Origin of the sequence: Bosea sp. F3-2, assembly GCF_008253865.1 — a bacterium.
Classification (GTDB): Bacteria; Pseudomonadota; Alphaproteobacteria; order Rhizobiales; family Beijerinckiaceae; genus Allobosea.
Map to the genome: position 1 here is coordinate 5215202 of NZ_CP042331.1, position 17475 is coordinate 5232676.

Consider the following 17475-nt stretch of genomic DNA (forward strand, 5'->3'; position numbering starts at 1 on the left):
TGCGGCCTCGGTGATGAACTCCAAGGAAAAGTCGTTTCTGAGCCGCGTGCGCAGCATCCTGCCCGAGCTCTCCCCGGCCGAGCGGCGCCTCGGCGAATTCGTCTGCGACTTCCCCGGAGAGGTCGCGACCTATTCGGCCCAGGAACTGGCGGCCCTGGCCCATGTTTCGAAGGCGACGGTCTCCCGCTTCGTCCAGCGGCTGGACTAGGAGAGCTATGAGGAGGCCCGCCGACAAACACGGCATGGTTGGCGTCTTCGCGCTCGCCGCGGCGATGTATGCGGTCTTCGTGGTCTGCATCCAGATGGGTCCGGAGACTATGGCCGCTCGATGGAGGACATCACCCAGCCGGCCGAGGTCGACATCGCGCCCCCGGCCGAACCCCTTCCCGAACCAGCGAAGGCAGCGAGGGCGTGACCCGGCATATCCTGTTGATCAATCCGAACAGTTCGCAGTCGACCAGTGGGATGATGCGAGCCATCGCGCAGAGGGCAGCGAAGAGCGCGTTGGCTGTGGCAGTCGCCACGGCCGAGCACAGCCCGCCCATGATTGTGACGGAGGACGACCTGCTCGCCGCGGCCGGGGAGGTCGTCGAGATCGGCAGGCGGCACGCAGCCGATTGCGTCGGCATTGTCGTCAGTGCCTTTGGCGATCCCGGCCTCGACGACCTGCGGCGCCAGGTCGACATCCCGGTCGTCGGCATCTGTGAGGCCTCGATGCGGGTGGCGGCGCAGGGCGGGCGGCCGTTCGGCGTGGCGACCACGACGCCGCTCCTGGTCGACGCCATCGCGGCGCGGGCGGGGGCGCTGGGCCTCGCTGGCCTGCTGACCGGAATCCGTTGCACGGCGGGCGACCCGACCGCTCTGGCCGGCGACAAGGCGGCGCTGACACAGGCTCTCGGCGAGATGGTCGAGGCCTGCATTTCGGCCGACGAGGCTCAGGCCGTCATCATCGGAGGTGGGCCGCTCGCCGAGGCGGCCGGGGCTCTGGAGGCACGGTTCTCTACCCCCGTGATCGCGCCAATCCCTTGTGCGATCACATCCTTGCTGGAGCAGATCCCGAGTGCGCAGCATGAAATGCGGAGGACGGTAGCGACAGCCGCGAAGTAAGCCGGCCATCACCCTTGAGCTGATGTGCTCCGTCAAACAACAATTAGACCTTTCGAGCCTGATGAGTCTGGGGAAGGCGATCCGCAGGGGGCCTGAATCGGCCGCTTTTGGGCCGGCACCCAATGTCCGGCGCGATCTACCTAACCTCGTTGACGTAGGTGTGTGCGGCCGTCGTCGCGCGGTGCCATCCGAGGATCGTGGGAACGCCGGCCTGATCATAGGCGACCTCGTCGATGGTCAGGACGGCTTCGCGGCCGTTGAGCCCAAGCAGCGCGATGTCCTCGTCGCTGGCGAGATCGGCGGTGATCTGCTCGCGGACGGCCGAAATGCGGATGCCGAACTGCTCCAGCAGGTACAGGTAGAGAAGGGCGGGGAGCATCTCCGTGTCTCGGGGAAGTCCGGGCACACGCTCTTCTGCCAGCAGCAGCTTGTCGTGCATCACCGGCCGCCCATCGGCGTGCCGGATGCGGTGAATGGCGACGATGCCGCCCGTCGCGATCTGCAGGCGCTCTGCCTCTTCGGCCGTGGCGGGCCGCGCGGCGATGTTCAAGAATTGGCTGGTGGACCTCACCAGGCTGCCATCGGCGCGGTGCAGGCGAAAATACTGAAAGAAGAAGCGTAGCGAGTGATGCGGTGTGCGACCGGTCACCACCGTACCGGTCTTGCGGCGGCGCGAGAGCAACCCTTCCGCCACCAGATCGCTCATCGCTCGGCGGACGGTACCGACGGCGATGCCGAAACCTTGGGCCAGCACGGTTTCGTTGGGCAGCACCATGCCGGGCGGCCATTCGCCGACGAGTATGGCTTCCGACATGTGGCGCTTAACGCGTTCGTAGAGGGGGGCCGCTTCGCCGGCGCCGAAATTCGGCAGGACCGGCGCTGCCATGCCATTGCCTGTTCCGGCGGCAGCGCTCGTCACTTTTTTGGCATTGACAGGGGGCATACGGTTCGGTCCTATTTCTATATAGTTTATATAAAAGAGGGAGGTCCGCAAATGGTTCTGCCAACTGCGGCCGTTGAATGGCTCCATCGCAGATCGTGCCGGCGCCGGACAAGCGCGGCCTCGCGCGGCTGACGATGTCCAGGATTCCCACTTTGCAACGGAATGCCGCCGCGATGGCGCGCGCGACTGGCTGGATTGGTGCACATGCCGACGAGGCGGCAGCCGAACTCGGCCGGATGATCGCGGTCGATACCTCCTTCCCGCCCGGCCTCGGCTATGACGATTTCGCGACGCTGATGGAGGAGCTTGTCGCTCCGCTCGGCTTCGCAACCGAACGTGTGGCAGTCCCCGAAACGCTCTGGCGCGTTCCGCACGGCCCCGCATCCGGCCCGCGCGCGAACCTGATCGCCAGCCGTTCGAGCGGTCGGCCGGCCTGCGGCCTCTATTTTCACGTCGACACTGTCCCCGCCGCGCCCGGCTGGGAAACGGATCCGCTGCGGATGGAACGCGACGGCGACCGGCTGATCGGCCTGGGCGCTGCCGACATGAAGGGCTGCATCGCCGCGATCCTGCTGGCCCTGCGGGCGGCGGATGCCTGTGGGGTCGAGCTGGCTTACGATCCGGTGCTGCTGTTCTGCACGGATGAAGAAGGCGGCCTATATCCCGGTATCCGCTATCTCGCCGAGCAGGATCTGGTGCCGGCCCACGTCCTCAATTTCAATGGCAGCGCCGAGGCGCGCATTTGGGCCGGCTGCTTCGGGCTGTTCAACGTGCTCGTCCGCATCCATGGCCAGACCGTCCATGCCGGCGAGGGCAATCGAAAGGGCGGCGGCCTCAATGCGATCGAGGGCGCGCTGCCGCTGCTCAATGCGCTGACGGTCCTGAAGGCGCGGATCGCAACCCGGGTTTCGACCCTGCCGCCGCCGCCGGACAAGCCGCCACTTACTGCCCAGCTCAATCTGGCCGCGATCCGGGGCGGGACCGCCGGCGGTCAGGTTCCAGCCCTGCTGGAGCTGACGCTCAACCGGCGCTACGCCCCCGAGGAGCGCTTCGAGGATGCGCTGGCAGAGATCGAAGACGTGATCCGCCGCAGCATCGCGACTGTGCCGGGCCTGTCCGTCGAGACGGTGCTGGTCGGCCATCTCATGCCGACCGCGGACCCTGGCGGACCGCATTGGCCGCGCTGGCAGGCCGCCATGTGTGCAGGTTTCGGCTATGCACCGGAGGCGTTCCGAAAATGGGGCGCGGCGAGCTGCTCCGATTTCGGCTGGGTCCAGCGCGCGACCGGCCGGCAGGAGGTTCTCCTCGGAGGCCTCGGCCGCCCCGACCGGAACGTCCACGCCCCCGGCGAATACACGACCATCCCGGACATCATCTCGCTCGCGCAGGCGGTGCTCGCCTATCTCGCGGCCGATTTCAGGCCCGATCTGAACCCTGATCTACCCTCGAAACAGAGCTGAAGGAGCGTCCCATGCCGAGCATCCATCGTCGCGATTTCCTCGCCGCCTCCGCCGCTCTCGGCTGTCTCGCCGTGTCGGGCCTGCCGGCGTTCGCGCAGACGCCGCGACGCGGCGGCACGCTGCGCGTCAGCGTCGACCAGGCCGTCGCCAAGCTCAATCCGCTCGTCACTCGGGTGAACCCGGAATATCTCGTCGCCGAATTGCTCTATTCCGGCCTGACGCGGCTCAAGGTCGACATGAGCGCCGAGCCCGATCTCGCCGAGTCCTGGACGAACTCCGCCGACCTGACCGAGTGGACCTTCGCCCTGCGCAAGGGCCTGACCTTCCATGACGGCTCGCCCTGCACCGCCCCCGACGTGGTCGCGACCTTCGAAGCCATCCTCGACGCCAAGACCGCCTCGCCGGCGCGTCAGAACGTCGGCCCGATCGCCAAGGTCGCGGCGAAGGACGATACGACCGTCGTCTTCACGCTCTCGGCGCCGTTTGCCGACCTGCCGGTGACGCTGGCTTATACCAACGCCAAGATCGTGCCGGCGGCCGTGATCAAGGGCGGGCTGGAGAAGCTCGACCGCCAGGCGATCGGGACCGGCCCGTTCAAGCTCGTCTCCTTCGAGCCGGAGCGGCAGATCGTCGTCGCCCGCAACGATGCCTATTACGACAAGGCACGGCCCTATCTCGACAAGATCGAGGTCGTCGTCTTTCCGGATGTGAGTGCCGAGGTGTCCGCGCTGATCGCGGGCGACACCGATCTCATCAGCACGACTCCGCCGACCGAGTTCGGCCGGCTGCAGAAGGCAAGCGGGGTCAAGGCGCTGCGCGTGCCCTCGGGCCAGTTCTGCAACGTCAATTTCGGCTGCGACCAGAAGCCGTTCAATGACGTGCGCGTGCGCCAGGCGCTGGCGCTCACCGTGGATCGTGCGGCCATGGTCGATTTCGTCACCGAGGGCTTCGGCTCACCCGGCAACGATACGGCGCTCAACCCGGCCTATCGCTTCTACGCAGACCTGCCGGCCAAGAAGGCCGACATCGCCAAGGCCAAGGCGCTGCTCGCCGAAGCCGGCTATCCCAAGGGGCTCGAGGCGACGCTGATCGCTTCCGACCGGCCGGGCCAGCGCACGCAGCTCGCCGTGGCTCTGCGCGAGATGGCCAAGCCCGCCGGCTTCGACATCAAGGTCGAGACCATGCCGCATGCGACCTATCTCGACCAGGTCTGGAAGAAGGGCTCGTTCTATGTCGGCTTCTACAACATGCAGGCGACGGCCGACGCCATCTTCTCGCTGCTCTACACGTCGAACGCCGCCTGGAACGAGACGCGCTGGAACAACGCCGCCTTCGACAAGCTCGTCTTCGAGGCCCGTGCCACGGTCGACGAGGCCAAGCGCCGGGCGCTCTACGCCGAGGCGCAGAAGCTGATGTACACCGAGGTTCCCTCGATCATCCCGGCCTTCTTCGATCTGCTCGGCGCGCAGCGCGAATGGGTCCAGGGCTATGAGCTGCATCCGCGCGGCGCGGTCTTCCGGCTCGATTTCGTCTCGCTCGGCGCCAACGCGCCGAAGCGCGGCTGAGCGCAAGCGGGGCAGTGGGCGTGTCGCCGGCCTATATCATCAAGCGGATCCTGCTGATCGGCTACACGCTCTTCGTCGTGTCGCTGATCGTCTTCGCGATCACCCAGATCCTGCCGGCGGACGCCGCCGTCATGATGCTGGGCGAGAACGCGACGCCGGATGCGTTGGCGGCGCTGCGCGTGAAGATGGGGCTGAACGACCCCATCTGGATGCAGTATCTGCATTGGCTCGGCGGTGTGGTCCGCGGCGATTTCGGCGTCTCGATGCGGACCGGCCAGCCGGTCGCGCCGGCGATGATCGAGGCGCTCGGCCGCTCGCTCCTGCTCGCCCTGTTCGCGATCCTGCTGATGCTGGCGGTCGCGATCCCGCTCGGCATCGTCGCGGCAGTGCGCCGCGGCAGGGCGGCCGATCTCGGCGTCAGCTTCCTCTCCTATATCGGCGTCTCGCTGCCGGAATTCGTCACGGCGACGCTCGTCGTGCTGGTGCTGGCAGACTGGCTGCAATGGCTGCCGGCGACGGGCTATGTGCCGCTGGCCGAAGATCCGTTGCGGAGCTTGCGGCACCTTACTCTGCCGGTGCTGACGGTTTCGCTGATCCTGATCGCCCATGTCTCGCGCATGGTGCGGTCGGAGCTCGTCGACGTGCTGCACTCCGACTATATCCGCGCGGCGCGGCTCAAGGGCCTGTCGAAGCGACGGGTGCTGTTCAAGCACGCCCTGCGCAATGCTTTGCTGCCGACCATCACCATCGTCGCGCTCGATGTCGGCTATCTGCTCGGCGGCGTCATCGTGGTCGAGGAGATCTTCGCCCTGCCAGGGATCGGGCGCCAACTGATCGTCGCGATCCAGGCGCGCGATCTGCCCTCGATCCAGGCCGGCGCGCTGATCATGGCGACGACCTATGCCGTCGCCAATTTCCTCGCCGACATCGCCTATGCCTGGCTCGACCGGAGGATCCAGTATGATTGAGATCCTCAAGCGGATGCTGCGCTCGCCGCAGGGCGCGCTCGGCCTCGTGATCGTCGGGCTGATCCTGCTCGTCGTGATCGTCGGCCCGTGGTTTGCCCCCTACGACCCCGAGAAGATGGCGCCGCTGATGCGCTACAAACCTCCGAGTGTCCAGTTCTGGCTCGGCACCGACCAATACGGCCGCGACATCCTGAGCCGGCTGCTGCACGGCGCGCGCGCTACCGTCGTCATGGCCGTGTTGGCGACGGCGCTGGGCACGCTCGTCGGCGCCGTCATCGGCACCGTCTCGGCCTTCCTCGGCGGGCGTAGCGACGAGGCGATCATGCGCACAGTCGACGCGATCATGTCGATCCCGAGCTTGCTGCTGGCGCTGCTGATCGTGAACCTGCTCGGCAAGAGCAGCGTCAACGCGTTGCTCGCTATCGCGCTCGCCTTCGCGCCGGGCATGGCGCGGGTCACGCGCTCGGTCGCACTCGCCGTGCGCAAGCAGGACTATGTCAACGCCGCGATCGCGCGCGGCGAAAGCGCCGGCTTTATCGTCGGACGCGAGATGCTGCCGAATGTGGTGGCGCCGATCATCGTCGAGATGACGATCCGCGTCGCCTTCGCGGTGATGTTGTTCGCGACGCTCTCCTTCCTCGGACTGGGAGCCCAGCCTCCGGCTTCCGAATGGGGGCTGATGGTCTCGGAGGCGCGCCGCTTCATGCATCTGAGCGCCTGGATGATCCTGTGGCCGAGCCTGGCCGTCGCGCTGGTCGCGATCGGCTTCAACCTGCTCGGCGACGGCCTGCGCGACGCGCTGAACCCGAGGACCTGAGGCGATGAGCACGATCCTCGATATTGCCGGCTATGGACTCGACTACGCGACGCCGACCGGCTTCATCCGCGCCCTCGACGATGTGAGCCTCCAGATCGCCAAAGGCGAGGTGCTGGGCCTCGTCGGCGAGTCCGGCTCGGGCAAGACCTCTCTCGCCTGGGCGATCATGCGCTACCTGCCCGCAACAGTCCGCGAGACGGGCAGCATCCGGCTGACCGGGCAGGACCTGCTCAAGGCATCTGAAGCCGAGATCGAGGCGATCCGCGGCAAGCGCATCGGCATGGTCTTCCAGGACCCGAGCACCTCGCTCAATCCGACGCTACCTCTCGGCGAGCAGCTCGCCGAGGTGCTGGTGCGCCATCGCGGCCTGACGCACCGGCAGGCCTGGACCGAAGGCGAGGAGCGGCTTGCCCATGTTGGGCTGAAGGTGCCGCAGCAGATGATGCGGCGCTATCCACATGAGGCCTCCGGCGGCGAGAAGCAGCGCGTCGTCATCGCCACCGCCTTCGCCTGCCAGCCGGAATGCATCATCTTCGACGAGCCGACGACGGCGCTCGACGTCATCACCGCCCGCCAGATCCTCGACCTGTTCAAGGCCTTGCAGGAGGAGACCGGCGTCGCCTCGCTCTATATCTCGCACGACCTCGCGCTGGTCTCGCAGATCGCCACCAGGGTCGCGGTGATCCATCGCGGCAAGATCGTCGAGCAGGGAGACGTCGGCGAGGTCTTTGCTCGGCCGCAGGACGACTATACGCGCAAGCTCCTGGCGGCCGTGCCGCGGCCGGACCACCGGCTGGTCGAGACGAGCGCGCCTGAAGCCGAGAAGCCACTGGTCGAGGTCGAGAAGGTCAGCGTGCTCTATGGCCGTAAGCCCTTCCTCGGTAGCCTGCTCGGCCGGGTCAACACGCAATTCACCGGCAATCGCGAAGTCAGCCTGTCAGTAATGCCCGGCGAGATCCTCGGCATCGTCGGCGAATCCGGCTCGGGCAAGTCGACGCTCGCCAAGGCGATGACCGGTCTGAACCGCTTCGAGGGCGAAATCCGCTTCGCCGGGCGCCGCATCACCGGTCTCTCCGATATGGACCGGGCCTATCGCCGCGACGTCCAGATCATCTTCCAGCATCCGGATTCCTCGCTCAATCCGCGCCAGCGCATCCGCGAGATCCTGTCGCGCCCGCTCGCACTCTATGGCGAGCCGGGCGCCCGGCGGGACGGTGCGAGGATCGGCGAATTGCTGGAGCAGGTCAGGCTACCGGCGGCCTATGCCGAGCGCTACCCGCACCAGCTTTCCGGCGGCGAGAAGCAGCGCGTCGCCATTGCGCGTGCCTTCGCCTCGAAGCCGAAGCTCGTGATCTGCGACGAGATCACCTCGGCGCTCGACGTATCCGTCCAAGCTTCCGTGGTTGAATTGCTGGTCGATCTCCAGAAGCGCTTCGGCACGGCCTATCTCTTCATCACTCATGATCTCAATCTGGTGCGCCAGATCGCCCACCGGATCGCGGTGATGTATCGCGGCGACCTCGTCGATCTCGTCGATGTCGCCGCGCTCTCGACCGGTCCGCTCCATCCCTACACCCAATCGCTGCTCGAAGCCGTGCCCGCTCCGGCCACGGCCGCCGCCTGACATCAGAGGCCATGACGATGAACCCCCGCGACCTGATCCATTCGCTCGACGAAAAGGCCTGCCTCGCGCTGCTCTCCGACTGGGTGAAGCACAAGAGCTATTCGGAGACCGAAGGTGAGAAGGCGCTCGTCCACCACGTCGTCGACCAGATGAAGGCGATGGGGATCGAGGCGGAGGCGCAAGCCTTTGATGAGGGCCGCCGCGCCAATGCCATTGGTCGCTGGAAAGGCACGGGCGGGGGTAGGAGCCTGCTGTTCAACGGCCATCTCGACACCAATCCGGCGACCGAGGGCTGGAGTGTCGATCCCTGGGGCGGCGTGGTCGACGACGAGTTCATCTATGGCATTGGCGTCTCGAACATGAAGGCGGGCGACGCCGCCTCCTATTGCGCGGTGAAGACGCTGCTCGATGCCGGGGTGAAGCTGAAGGGCGACGTGATCCTGACCTATGTCGTGGGCGAATTGCAGGGCGGCGTCGGCACGGTCGCGGCGATCCGCAATGGCATTCGCGCCGACTACTTCGTCAACAGCGAGCCGACTGACGTGCAGGCCGTGACCATGCATGCCTGCGCCTTCTCCTTCGTCATCGAGCTCGTCGGCAATACGCGCCACCTCTCCAAGCGTGAGCAGGCGGTCGACGCGATCATGGCGGCCTGTGATCTGATCCCGCGGCTCAACGCCATGACCTTCTCGGGCGCGCCGTCGCCGGAGCATGAATCGATCAACCGCGTCCATGTCGGCGTCGTCCATGGCGCGCTCGGCAAGGAGCTGCACGAATGGCGCGCTCCGCAGGTCGCCGATTACTGCAAGCTCAAGGGCTCCGGCCGCTATGCGCCCGGGCAGACGCAGGAAGGCGCGCTCGCCGACATGCAGCGCGAGCTCTCTGCGCTGGAACAGCGTTTCCCGGGGCTGAAGACCTCGATCCGCATCGAGAAGAAGGAAGGGCATCAGTCGATGCCGGCCTTCGAGGTCGCCAAGGACGCGCGCATTGTGAAGACCGTCAACGCCGCCTACAAGGCGGTGCGCGGCGAAAAGCAGCCGACGGGCGCGATCAAGCCGCCTGGCTTCTTCGGCACAGATGCCGGGCATCTCTATGCCGAGGCCGGCATGGAAGGCGTCGTTTGCGGACCGGGCGGGCGCTACAACACCATGCCCGACGAACGCGTCGAGATCCGCGACTTCCTCGACATGGTCCGCATCTACATGCTGACGATCCTCGATATCTGCGAAGTCGCGTGAGCCCGCTCTTTCCGCGCGCGGAGTTCGGGCGCCGGGTCGCCAAGGCCCGCGCGGCGATGGCGGAAGCCGGCGCGGAGCTGCTGCTGGTCGACCATGCCGAGTTCCTCGCCTGGCTGACCGGCTACACCGTCTCGGAGACGATGTACCGCGCCGCCTTCCTGCCGCGCGAGGGCGAGCCCTGGTTCGTGCTGCGCGAGCTCGACGCCGGTCCTTGCCGCGACGCCTGCTGGTTTTCCGACATCGTCGGTTATCCCGATACGGCCGAGCCACATGCCGTAATGGCCGAAGAGCTCCGCCGCCGCGGCCTGGCGGCGGCCTGGATCGGGGCCGACCACAGCTCCTACGGTTTCACCGCCGCTGCGCGCGACCGGCTGAGCGCGCTGCTGCCGGATGCGCGCTTCGTCGATCTGCCTCTGGTGAGCGACCTGCTCAGGGCTGTGAAATCGCCCGCGGAGATCTGTCTGATCGCAGAGGCGGCCGGCATCGCCGACAAGGCCATGGCGGCCATCGCCGCTCAGGCTCGCCCTGGGCTCTCGCCGCGCTCGGCCGCCGCGATCGCGGCGGCCTGCTTCCTCGAGAATGGCGCCGACACCGGCGAAACCGGCCCGATCGTGCCCGGCATCGGCGACCACGAGTTCCTGCATGGCGTCATGACGGCACAGCCGCTGCGGGATGGCGACGTCCTGCATGTCGAACTGATCCCAAAGGTTCGCAACTACAGCGCGCGGCTGATGCGGCCGGTTCTGATCGGGGAGGATCGCCGCCAGTTGGCGCCGCTCGCCGAACGCCTCGTCGCCCTGCAGGATCGGCAGCTCGCTGCCATGCGGCCGGGCGCCGCGGCGCGTGACGTCGATGCAATCCTGCGCGAGGCTATTCTCGCGGAGGGCCTGCGACCGGCCTACGACAACGTGACCGGCTATACGCTGGGTCTCTACGGCCGGACACCGCGGCCCAGCGATTTTTCCCGCGTTTTCCTGCCCAGTTCCGACTGGCGGCTGGAGGAAAGCATGGTCTTCCACATGTATGTGTCTGCGGGTGGTTTGGGCTTCAGCGAGACTGTCGTCGTCGAAGCCGGCGGCGGAAGAAGCCTGACGTCAGCTCCGCGCACAATGCTGGCGGCCAACCTCAAGGTGAAGCCCGACGATTCCGTACCTCCCGATTTCAGGAGTTGATAGGTTTTTGCATGCAATCGGCTGCGAAAGGCGGATGTCCGTTTTCAGGTGAAGAGACAGAGCCCGCTTGTGGCGCAACTAGCTCGCCGTCAGTGGTCGGTGATCCCCCCGCTGAATAGGTCCAAGCTGAAGTATGTCTTTTGGCAGCCAGGAGGACCGCCATGCCGAAGAAGCGCGATAAGCCCGAAGCGATCGTCGCGAAGTTGCGACAGGTGGATGTGGTTTCGCAAGGGCAATCTGTTGCCGACGCGATCCGCTCGATCGGGGTGACGGAGGTGAGCTATTCCCGCTGGCGCCGTGAGTTCGGCGGCCTGAAGACGGATCAGGTGAGGCGGATGAAGGCGCTTGAGGCCGAGAATGCCCGACTCCGCCGCGCCGTCGCGGACCCGACGCGTTCACCCACGAGTGCCTGGCAATCCGTGCAAACCGGCGCCTCAAGGCCATCGCTGTCATCGACGTGCTCTCGGACCTGTTCATCCTGCGCGGTGTGCCAGAGCATATTCGCTCAGATAACGGGCCGGAGGTCGTCGCGAAGGCCGTGCAGGGCTGGATCGGCGCGGTTGGCGCGAAGACCGCCTACATTGCGCCCGGCAGCCCCCGGGAAAATGGCTTCATCGGGTCATTCAACGCCAGACTCCGCAACGAACTTCTCGACGGCGAGATCTTCTATACCCTCGCCGAAGCCAGGATCGTCATCGAAAGCTGGCGGCGTCACTTCAACACGCTGCGCCCTCATGGCTCACTCGGCTATAAGCCTCCCGCGCCGGAGGTCTTCATCCCCACCATGACCGCGCAGGCGGCGGCGCAACCCGAACCGGCTACGCCGCCCGCGATAGCGTCGAGGCCAACCGTCCACTAACAATCGCCCTGCACCAACGGCCGACGGCATCGTGCATATCGAAAAGACGACGAGTTCGACGGCGAACGCCTTCCAGCCGGGCGACGCCGTGTCGTTGCGATGGAAGGCAAGCGACACGCTGACCTTCTCCGCGGAGGCGCCCCGATGAGTGCCGCTGCGGTTGCCGATGCGAAGGACATGTCGAGCAGCGGGAAGCTGCTCGCCACCCTTCTCCTTCCGATCGTCCTAGTGAACATCATTGCCTTCGTGGCGCCGGTTGCCAATCTCGCCGGCATGTCGTTCCGGGGGGCGGCCGCGACAGGCGCCATGAGCGAGGGCTTCAGCCAGGCCACATGGGCCTCGCTGCTGGGCGATACCTATTATTGGTCGATGCTCTGGCGAACGGTGTGGATCGGTGCGCTGATCACGCTTGTCCTGTCCTATCCGCTCGCGCTGTTTGTCAGCCGCGCGCCGCGGGGCAAGGCGATCCTCATCGTGCTGTGCATTTCGCCGCTCCTGATTTCGGCCGTCGTGCGGACCTATGGCTGGATGGTCATCCTGGGGGAGCAGGGCTTCCTGCCGGCGCTGATGCGGGCATTGAACGTGGCGCCGCCGAGGCTGATGAACAATGAGCTCGGCGTGGTGATCGGCATGACCGAGATCCTGATGCCCTACATGATCCTCTCGTTGCTGTCCGGCTTCGGCAAGCTCGACACGACGCTGGAGCATGCCGCGCAAACGCTCGGCGCTGGGCCCTTTACCGTCTTCCGGCGCGTTGTCCTGCCCCTCAGCTTGCCAGGCATCCTGCTCGGCTGCCTGCTGTGCTTCGTCCTGGCGGTCAGCAGCTTCATCACGCCGAAGATGCTGGGGGGAGGGCGGGTCTCGCTGCTGGCCACGGAAATCTACGATCAGGCGATCGTCACGCTGAACTGGCCGCTCGCCGCCTGCCTGTCCATCCTCATCCTGATCGTTTTCGGAGCGGCCCTGCTGTTTTACGGCCAGCTTTCCAAGATCGTCGAATAGAGGGGAGGACGATGTTGGCTTATCTGTCCCGCGGCCTGCATTTGCTGGTCATCACGGCGATAATGCTGTTCCTGCTGGCGCCGGTGATCCTCGTCTTCCCGATCTCGTTCTCGGCGGATGCCTATGTCGCCTGGCCTCCTTCCGCCTGGAGCACAAGGTGGTACGTCGCGCTGCTGAACAACGCTGAGATGGTCGAGGCATTCTGGAACAGCCTGCTGCTCGCGGCTTGCGTGACTGCGATCACGCTGCTGATCGGAACGTCCGCCGCCGCGGCACTGACGCGCTGGAGCTTCGCGGGGCGTGATGCGCTGGTATCGCTGTTCACCGCTCCTCTGCTGCTGCCGAGCATTGTGCTCGGCTTGGCCATCCTCGTCATTTTCGTTGGCTACGGCCTGGTCGGCAGCTGGCCCGGCATGATCGTCGGGCATCTGGTCATCACCTTGCCCTATGCCTTGCGCGTATTGATGACCGGTCTGAGCACATTGCCGCCTTCCGTGGAGGATGCGGCGGGAACGCTCGGCGCGAGCCCATGGCAGGTGTTCCGGCGGATCACGCTTCCGCTCATGACGCCGGCGCTGGTGGCCTCCGCGGCCCTCTCCTTCATCGTCTCGTTCGATGAGGTCGTCATCTCGCTTTTCATTGCGGGTACGCAGCTGAAACTGCTGCCGGTCACACTCTATCACTACGTCTAAAGCTGGACCGACCCGTTGGTCGCAGCGGTCTCGGCGCTCATGGTCCTGGGTACGCTCGGCATCGTGCTCGTCGTGGAGCGGGCCATCGGACTGGGGAAGGCGGTCGCTAAATAGCGTTCGACAGCCGCGCTTTGGAATGAACCGACGTGCCCGGCGATGGCACTGATTACAGACGGACAGCTATGCATGGTCACGATCGACACGATTTCGCAGGCTCATGCGCCTGCTCGGAAAACATGTCCTGACGCCGCTGCTCGAATACGAGCAGGTGACGTCACAGCGAGGCTCGGCCTGCGGTCACCGGAGTTCGGCTGAGGCTGCACCAAGGGCTTTGGCGGATTGATCCGCTGTCCAGGCCGCGCGCCTCTTCCGCCATCGCTGGGAGATTTCCTTGTGTCCAAGCATTCGCGCGAAAGTGTAAAGATCTATGAATCGATCAAGGAAGCCGTTCTCTGTCTCGAACTGCGCCCTGGCTCGGTGATTGACGAGGCGGACATCGCCGCGCGCATCAATGTTTCCCGTACACCGGTGCGCGAAGCCATTATCCAGCTGATCGCCGACGATCTGGTCATCCGCGATGGCCGCTCGGCTCGCGTAGCGCCCCTGGATTTCGACGAGGTTCCAAAGCTCTACGACGCCTTGCTGATCTCCAGCAGGATGGTCCACAGGCTTGCGGCGGAGAACAGGACGCAGGCCGAGCTGAAGCGGATCGAGGCCGCGATGGAGCAGTTCGATGCAGGCGTCGCGTCGTCGGATGGATTGAGACGCTCCGAGCTCAACGTCGCGTTCCATCTGTGCATCGCGGATGCGGCGCACAACGCCTATTTCCAGGGCTTCTATACCAAAGTCCTGTTGGCGACGAACCGGTTGGCGCGCGCCTGCTTCTCCGGGGATGGGCGTTCCGAATTCGAGGCGGCCCATCCCGAGGAGGATATCGTCGCCCATATGGCCGAAACCGCTCGCCAGCACAGGCTGATGTACGAAGCTATCGCCGATCGTGACATCGAGACTTCCGATCGGATGGCCGTCATGCATGAGGCGCTCGCGAAAGGGCGCCTGCGGTCCGCCCTGTTCCGCACCTCGAGGGCCCTCGATCGCGCGCCGCTGGCGGATACGCGCGAACAGATGGTGGTGATGAAGGGTGTCAAGACGGCCCGCCGCACCGCGAGGAAACCGTTCGGCGCCGGGCGGGACAGGGCGCCGCGAGGTCCGAACTGACCAGAAGCGCAAACGACTTGACCTCGACTTGCCCGACCGCGCCGGCACACCGCCAGCCAAGGGCACCCTCCTTGATCCGCATGATCATCCACCCGCGGGGGCGGCTGACCAGCACATTCTCAACGGGAAGGACCCATGCTCACTACTCGCACCATGGCGCATCGGATCGACGGCAAGGCGTTCGCGGCCGGGATCGGCGGCGAAGTCGCAAAGGCCGTGCATCGGTTGAGGCAGGAGTACGGAGTAACGCCCGGCCTCGCAGTCGTCCTCGTCGGCAACGATCCGGCCAGCGAGGTCTATGTCCGCAACAAGGCGCGGCAGACGGTTTCGGCCGGCATGCAGTCGTTCGAGCATCGCCTGGAGGCGAGCGCGGGCGAGGGCGAGATCCGCGCGTTGATTGCGGGTTTGAATGCCGATGAGCGCGTCCACGGCATTCTGGTTCAGCTCCCCCTACCTGCTCATGTCGATGCAGAGGCGATCCTGGGCGCGATCGACCCCGCCAAGGACGTCGACGGCTTCCATCCGCTGAATGTCGGGCTGACGGCATCGGGGCAGAAAGCCCTGGTTCCGTGCACGCCGCTCGGCTGCCTGATGCTGCTGCGGGACCTCCACGGCGATCTGTCCGGCAGGCATGCGGTGGTGATCGGCCGCTCCAACATCGTCGGCAAGCCGATGGCGCAACTTCTGCTGCGCAGCAACTGCACCGTGACGATCGCCCATTCGCGCAGCGAGAACCTGCCGGACCTCTGCCGACGGGCCGACATCCTGATCGCGGCAGTCGGCAGACCGGAAATGGTCAAGGCCGATTGGGTCAAGCCGGGCGCGACGGTGATTGATGTCGGCATCAATCGCATCGCCGCCGGCGAAGGCAAGACGCGCCTCGTCGGAGACGTGGATTTTGCGGCGGTTTCGGAAGTTGCCGGAGCCGCGACGCCCGTTCCCGGCGGAGTGGGCCCGATGACCATCGCTTGCCTGCTCGCCAACACCCTGAACGCCTGCTGTCGATCTCTCGGTATTCCCGTGAACGCGGATTTGACGCCCTGAAACACCCGTAAACAGATTGGTCTTTCCGATGAAATACGTTCTCACCGTTGCTTGTGCATCGACGCGAGGGATCGTCGCCGCGATTGCGGGATATCTGGCCCGGATGGGCTGCAACATCTCCGACAGCGCTCAGTTCGATGACATGACACCGGTCGCTTCTTCATGCGGGTCAGCTTCGTCAGCGAGGAAGCCAAGCAGCTTCCGGCTATCGCGGAAGGCTTCGCCGAGGTCGCCCGGCCCTTCGACATGAAGTACGAATTTCATGACGAAGCAGAGAAGACGAAAGTCATCTTGATGGTGTCGCGTTTCGGGCATTGTCTGAACGATCTGCTGTACAGGTGGCGAATTGGCGCCCTCCCCATCGACATCGTCGCGGTGATTTCCAATCACATGGACTATCAGAAGGTCGTCGTGAACCACGACATCCCGTTCCATTGCATCAAGGTCACGAAGGAGAACAAGGCGGCTGCGGAAGCGCGGCAGATGGAGATCATCAACGAATCCGGCGCGGAGCTGGTCGTTCTGGCGCGATATATGCAGGTCCTGTCGGATGAAATGTGCAGGAAGATGTCAGGGCGGATCATCAATATCCACCACTCCTTCCTCCCCAGCTTCAAGGGGGGCAACCCTTACAAGCAGGCGTTCGAGCGCGGTGTGAAGCTGATCGGAGCCACGTCTCACTACGTTACCGTCGACCTCGACGAAGGCCCGATCATCGAACAGGACATCGTCCGCGTGACGCATGCGCAGAGTCCGGAGGACTATGTGAGCCTCGGGAGGGATGTCGAGAGCCAGGTGCTGGCCCGGGCCATCCACGCCCATATCCACCGCCGGGCCTTCCTCAACGATGGCAAGACGGTGGTATTCCCGGCTTCGCCGGGCTCCTACGCTTCAGAACGGATGGGCTGACGGCCAATCCTTTGAAGCGGGCCGCCCTGCTCGCGCTCCGGGAGAGCGTCTCGCGGGATTTGAGGTGGACCGCTCCAGAGCCCGGGGGACAGTCCATCTCGCTTGCGGTTGAAGGTGCCCCCACCGGCTTTATCTGCGCAAGAATGAAGCTTGTCCACTTTTCCCTCCCGATGCGCGACGCGAGCAGAGATCGCTGCGTTGCTTCAGAACAGTGGCTCATCTCTGCAGTATACTACAAGTCAATTGGGGGTATCTCGCGCTAACTGCAGCGTCATCTCGCTGAGAAAGGTACCAGTTACAGTGAATTGGTTGCAGAGGTGCGTCTCGATACAGCTTGCCATCTGCTCGCCGAAACCAGCGAGTGCATTTCGCACATTGCTTTGCGCCTTGGCTACGCCGGCCCCAGCAGCTTAAGCCGCACCTTCATGCGTATGATGAAAGTTCAGCCTGTCACTTATCGTCGGCAACACAGGGATAGCGGCATGTCCCGCGGCGAAGGTCCGAGTTCGAGCGGCCCACGCTGAGCCGCCACGTTTGGCGCGAGATGGCAAGACGAGTCCCTGTGACCTGGCGAGAAATGGCCGGGCGAAAACCGCCGTCGCCGATGCAGCCGGTCCCGACTCCATCGAGATGCACGATCCAACGGGGAATTGGGAGAGGCTCGGGGTGTGGGGCATCGGGGACATTCGAAACGTTGGCAAAGCCGCAGCCGGCCATGTCGAGATCGCGAGTGCGCTGACTGGAGTGGGGATGTGCCAGGCACACCAGTTCGTTGTCGCCGCGACTGCGCCTTGCCGCGGCACGACATCTCCCGGCGCAGATATGTCCGCGCCCATGCTGACGCACGGACCGATCCC

At 65.3% G+C, this 17475-nt stretch carries 15 protein-coding genes and 4 pseudogenes; 18 read left to right on the forward strand and 1 reads right to left on the reverse strand.

Going from position 1 to position 17475, the window contains the following annotated elements:
- Positions 1 to 13: 13 nt before the first annotated feature.
- Both FQV39_RS24090 and FQV39_RS24100 read left to right on the forward strand, forming a co-directional pair.
- Positions 14 to 205: pseudogene (locus tag FQV39_RS24090) on the forward strand (MurR/RpiR family transcriptional regulator); the annotation flags it as partial.
- A gap of 206 nt (positions 206 to 411) precedes the next feature.
- Positions 412 to 1107 (forward strand): aspartate/glutamate racemase family protein, encoded by a 696-nt coding sequence (locus FQV39_RS24100; protein WP_149132603.1) that lies wholly within the window; start codon positions 412 to 414, stop codon positions 1105 to 1107.
- A 136-nt stretch (positions 1108 to 1243) separates the two neighbouring features.
- Here FQV39_RS24100 and FQV39_RS24105 read toward each other — a convergent pair whose 3' ends face one another.
- Positions 1244 to 2050, reverse strand: coding sequence for a GntR family transcriptional regulator (locus FQV39_RS24105; protein WP_248313124.1), 807 nt, complete (start codon positions 2048 to 2050; stop codon positions 1244 to 1246).
- A gap of 173 nt (positions 2051 to 2223) precedes the next feature.
- On the opposite strand from FQV39_RS24105, the gene FQV39_RS24110 reads away from it, so the two are divergent.
- From FQV39_RS24110 to FQV39_RS34445, 16 genes and pseudogenes are all read left to right on the forward strand, one after another.
- Complete coding sequence (locus FQV39_RS24110) at positions 2224 to 3510, forward strand: M20 family metallopeptidase (RefSeq protein ID WP_248313456.1); 1287 nt, start codon at positions 2224 to 2226, stop codon at positions 3508 to 3510.
- An 11-nt stretch (positions 3511 to 3521) separates the two neighbouring features.
- Positions 3522 to 5075: an ABC transporter substrate-binding protein gene (locus tag FQV39_RS24115; RefSeq protein ID WP_149132604.1), complete on the forward strand. Its 1554-nt coding sequence runs from the start codon at positions 3522 to 3524 to the stop codon at positions 5073 to 5075.
- A 20-nt stretch (positions 5076 to 5095) separates the two neighbouring features.
- Positions 5096 to 6043 (forward strand): ABC transporter permease, encoded by a 948-nt coding sequence (locus FQV39_RS24120; protein WP_149132605.1) that lies wholly within the window; start codon positions 5096 to 5098, stop codon positions 6041 to 6043.
- On the forward strand, positions 6036 to 6860 hold the full coding sequence (locus tag FQV39_RS24125) for an ABC transporter permease (RefSeq protein WP_149132606.1): 825 nt from the start codon (positions 6036 to 6038) through the stop codon (positions 6858 to 6860). Before FQV39_RS24120 ends, FQV39_RS24125 begins: the two co-directional genes overlap by 8 nt.
- A 4-nt stretch (positions 6861 to 6864) precedes the next feature.
- Positions 6865 to 8484, forward strand: a complete 1620-nt coding sequence (locus tag FQV39_RS24130; RefSeq protein ID WP_149132607.1) for a dipeptide ABC transporter ATP-binding protein — start codon at positions 6865 to 6867, stop codon at positions 8482 to 8484.
- A 17-nt stretch (positions 8485 to 8501) separates the two neighbouring features.
- Positions 8502 to 9722, forward strand: coding sequence for a M20 family metallopeptidase (locus tag FQV39_RS24135; RefSeq protein ID WP_149134013.1), 1221 nt, complete (start codon positions 8502 to 8504; stop codon positions 9720 to 9722).
- Positions 9719 to 10894: a M24 family metallopeptidase gene (locus FQV39_RS24140; protein WP_149132608.1), complete on the forward strand. Its 1176-nt coding sequence runs from the start codon at positions 9719 to 9721 to the stop codon at positions 10892 to 10894. The genes FQV39_RS24135 and FQV39_RS24140 overlap by 4 nt, the downstream gene beginning before the upstream one ends.
- 161 nt (positions 10895 to 11055) lie before the next feature.
- Positions 11056 to 11217, forward strand: a pseudogene (locus FQV39_RS34435) (IS3 family transposase); the annotation flags it as partial.
- 65 nt (positions 11218 to 11282) lie between these two features.
- A pseudogene (locus FQV39_RS24145) lies at positions 11283 to 11753 on the forward strand (integrase core domain-containing protein); the annotation flags it as partial.
- A 144-nt stretch (positions 11754 to 11897) separates the two neighbouring features.
- The gene (locus FQV39_RS24150) at positions 11898 to 12755 is read left to right on the forward strand and encodes an ABC transporter permease (RefSeq protein WP_149132609.1); all 858 of its coding nucleotides are present in this window, start codon (positions 11898 to 11900) and stop codon (positions 12753 to 12755) included.
- A gap of 11 nt (positions 12756 to 12766) precedes the next feature.
- Entirely contained in the window at positions 12767 to 13447 is a 681-nt protein-coding gene (locus FQV39_RS24155) for an ABC transporter permease (RefSeq protein WP_248313125.1), read from the forward strand.
- A gap of 393 nt (positions 13448 to 13840) precedes the next feature.
- A complete protein-coding gene (locus tag FQV39_RS24160) occupies positions 13841 to 14665 on the forward strand; it encodes a GntR family transcriptional regulator (protein WP_187640042.1) in 825 nt (274 codons plus the stop codon).
- Positions 14666 to 14800: 135 nt separating this feature from the next.
- The gene (gene folD, locus FQV39_RS24165) at positions 14801 to 15709 is read left to right on the forward strand and encodes a bifunctional methylenetetrahydrofolate dehydrogenase/methenyltetrahydrofolate cyclohydrolase FolD (RefSeq protein ID WP_210251140.1); all 909 of its coding nucleotides are present in this window, start codon (positions 14801 to 14803) and stop codon (positions 15707 to 15709) included.
- Between the two features lie 28 nt (positions 15710 to 15737).
- A pseudogene (locus FQV39_RS34440) lies at positions 15738 to 15896 on the forward strand (ACT domain-containing protein); the annotation flags it as partial.
- A complete protein-coding gene (gene purU / locus FQV39_RS24170) occupies positions 15872 to 16618 on the forward strand; it encodes a formyltetrahydrofolate deformylase (RefSeq protein WP_472840661.1) in 747 nt (248 codons plus the stop codon). The pseudogene FQV39_RS34440 and the gene purU, both read left to right, overlap by 25 nt.
- 263 nt (positions 16619 to 16881) lie before the next feature.
- The gene (locus tag FQV39_RS34445; RefSeq protein ID WP_149134015.1) at positions 16882 to 17142 is read left to right on the forward strand and encodes a helix-turn-helix domain-containing protein; all 261 of its coding nucleotides are present in this window, start codon (positions 16882 to 16884) and stop codon (positions 17140 to 17142) included.
- Positions 17143 to 17475 lie beyond the last annotated feature (333 nt).

Coding starts and splice junctions, on each gene's coding strand:
- FQV39_RS24135 (WP_149134013.1), top strand. CDS start 8,502: ATGAACCCCCGCGACCTGATCCATTCGCTCGACGAAAAGGCCTGCCTC.
- purU (WP_472840661.1), top strand. CDS start 15,872: ATGCGGGTCAGCTTCGTCAGCGAGGAAGCCAAGCAGCTTCCGGCTATC.
- FQV39_RS24110 (WP_248313456.1), top strand. CDS start 2,224: ATGGCGCGCGCGACTGGCTGGATTGGTGCACATGCCGACGAGGCGGCA.
- FQV39_RS24105 (WP_248313124.1), bottom strand. CDS start 2,050: ATGCCCCCTGTCAATGCCAAAAAAGTGACGAGCGCTGCCGCCGGAACA.
- FQV39_RS24115 (WP_149132604.1), top strand. CDS start 3,522: ATGCCGAGCATCCATCGTCGCGATTTCCTCGCCGCCTCCGCCGCTCTC.
- FQV39_RS24155 (WP_248313125.1), top strand. CDS start 12,767: ATGTTGGCTTATCTGTCCCGCGGCCTGCATTTGCTGGTCATCACGGCG.
- FQV39_RS24150 (WP_149132609.1), top strand. CDS start 11,898: ATGAGTGCCGCTGCGGTTGCCGATGCGAAGGACATGTCGAGCAGCGGG.
- folD (WP_210251140.1), top strand. CDS start 14,801: ATGCTCACTACTCGCACCATGGCGCATCGGATCGACGGCAAGGCGTTC.
- FQV39_RS24125 (WP_149132606.1), top strand. CDS start 6,036: ATGATTGAGATCCTCAAGCGGATGCTGCGCTCGCCGCAGGGCGCGCTC.
- FQV39_RS24130 (WP_149132607.1), top strand. CDS start 6,865: ATGAGCACGATCCTCGATATTGCCGGCTATGGACTCGACTACGCGACG.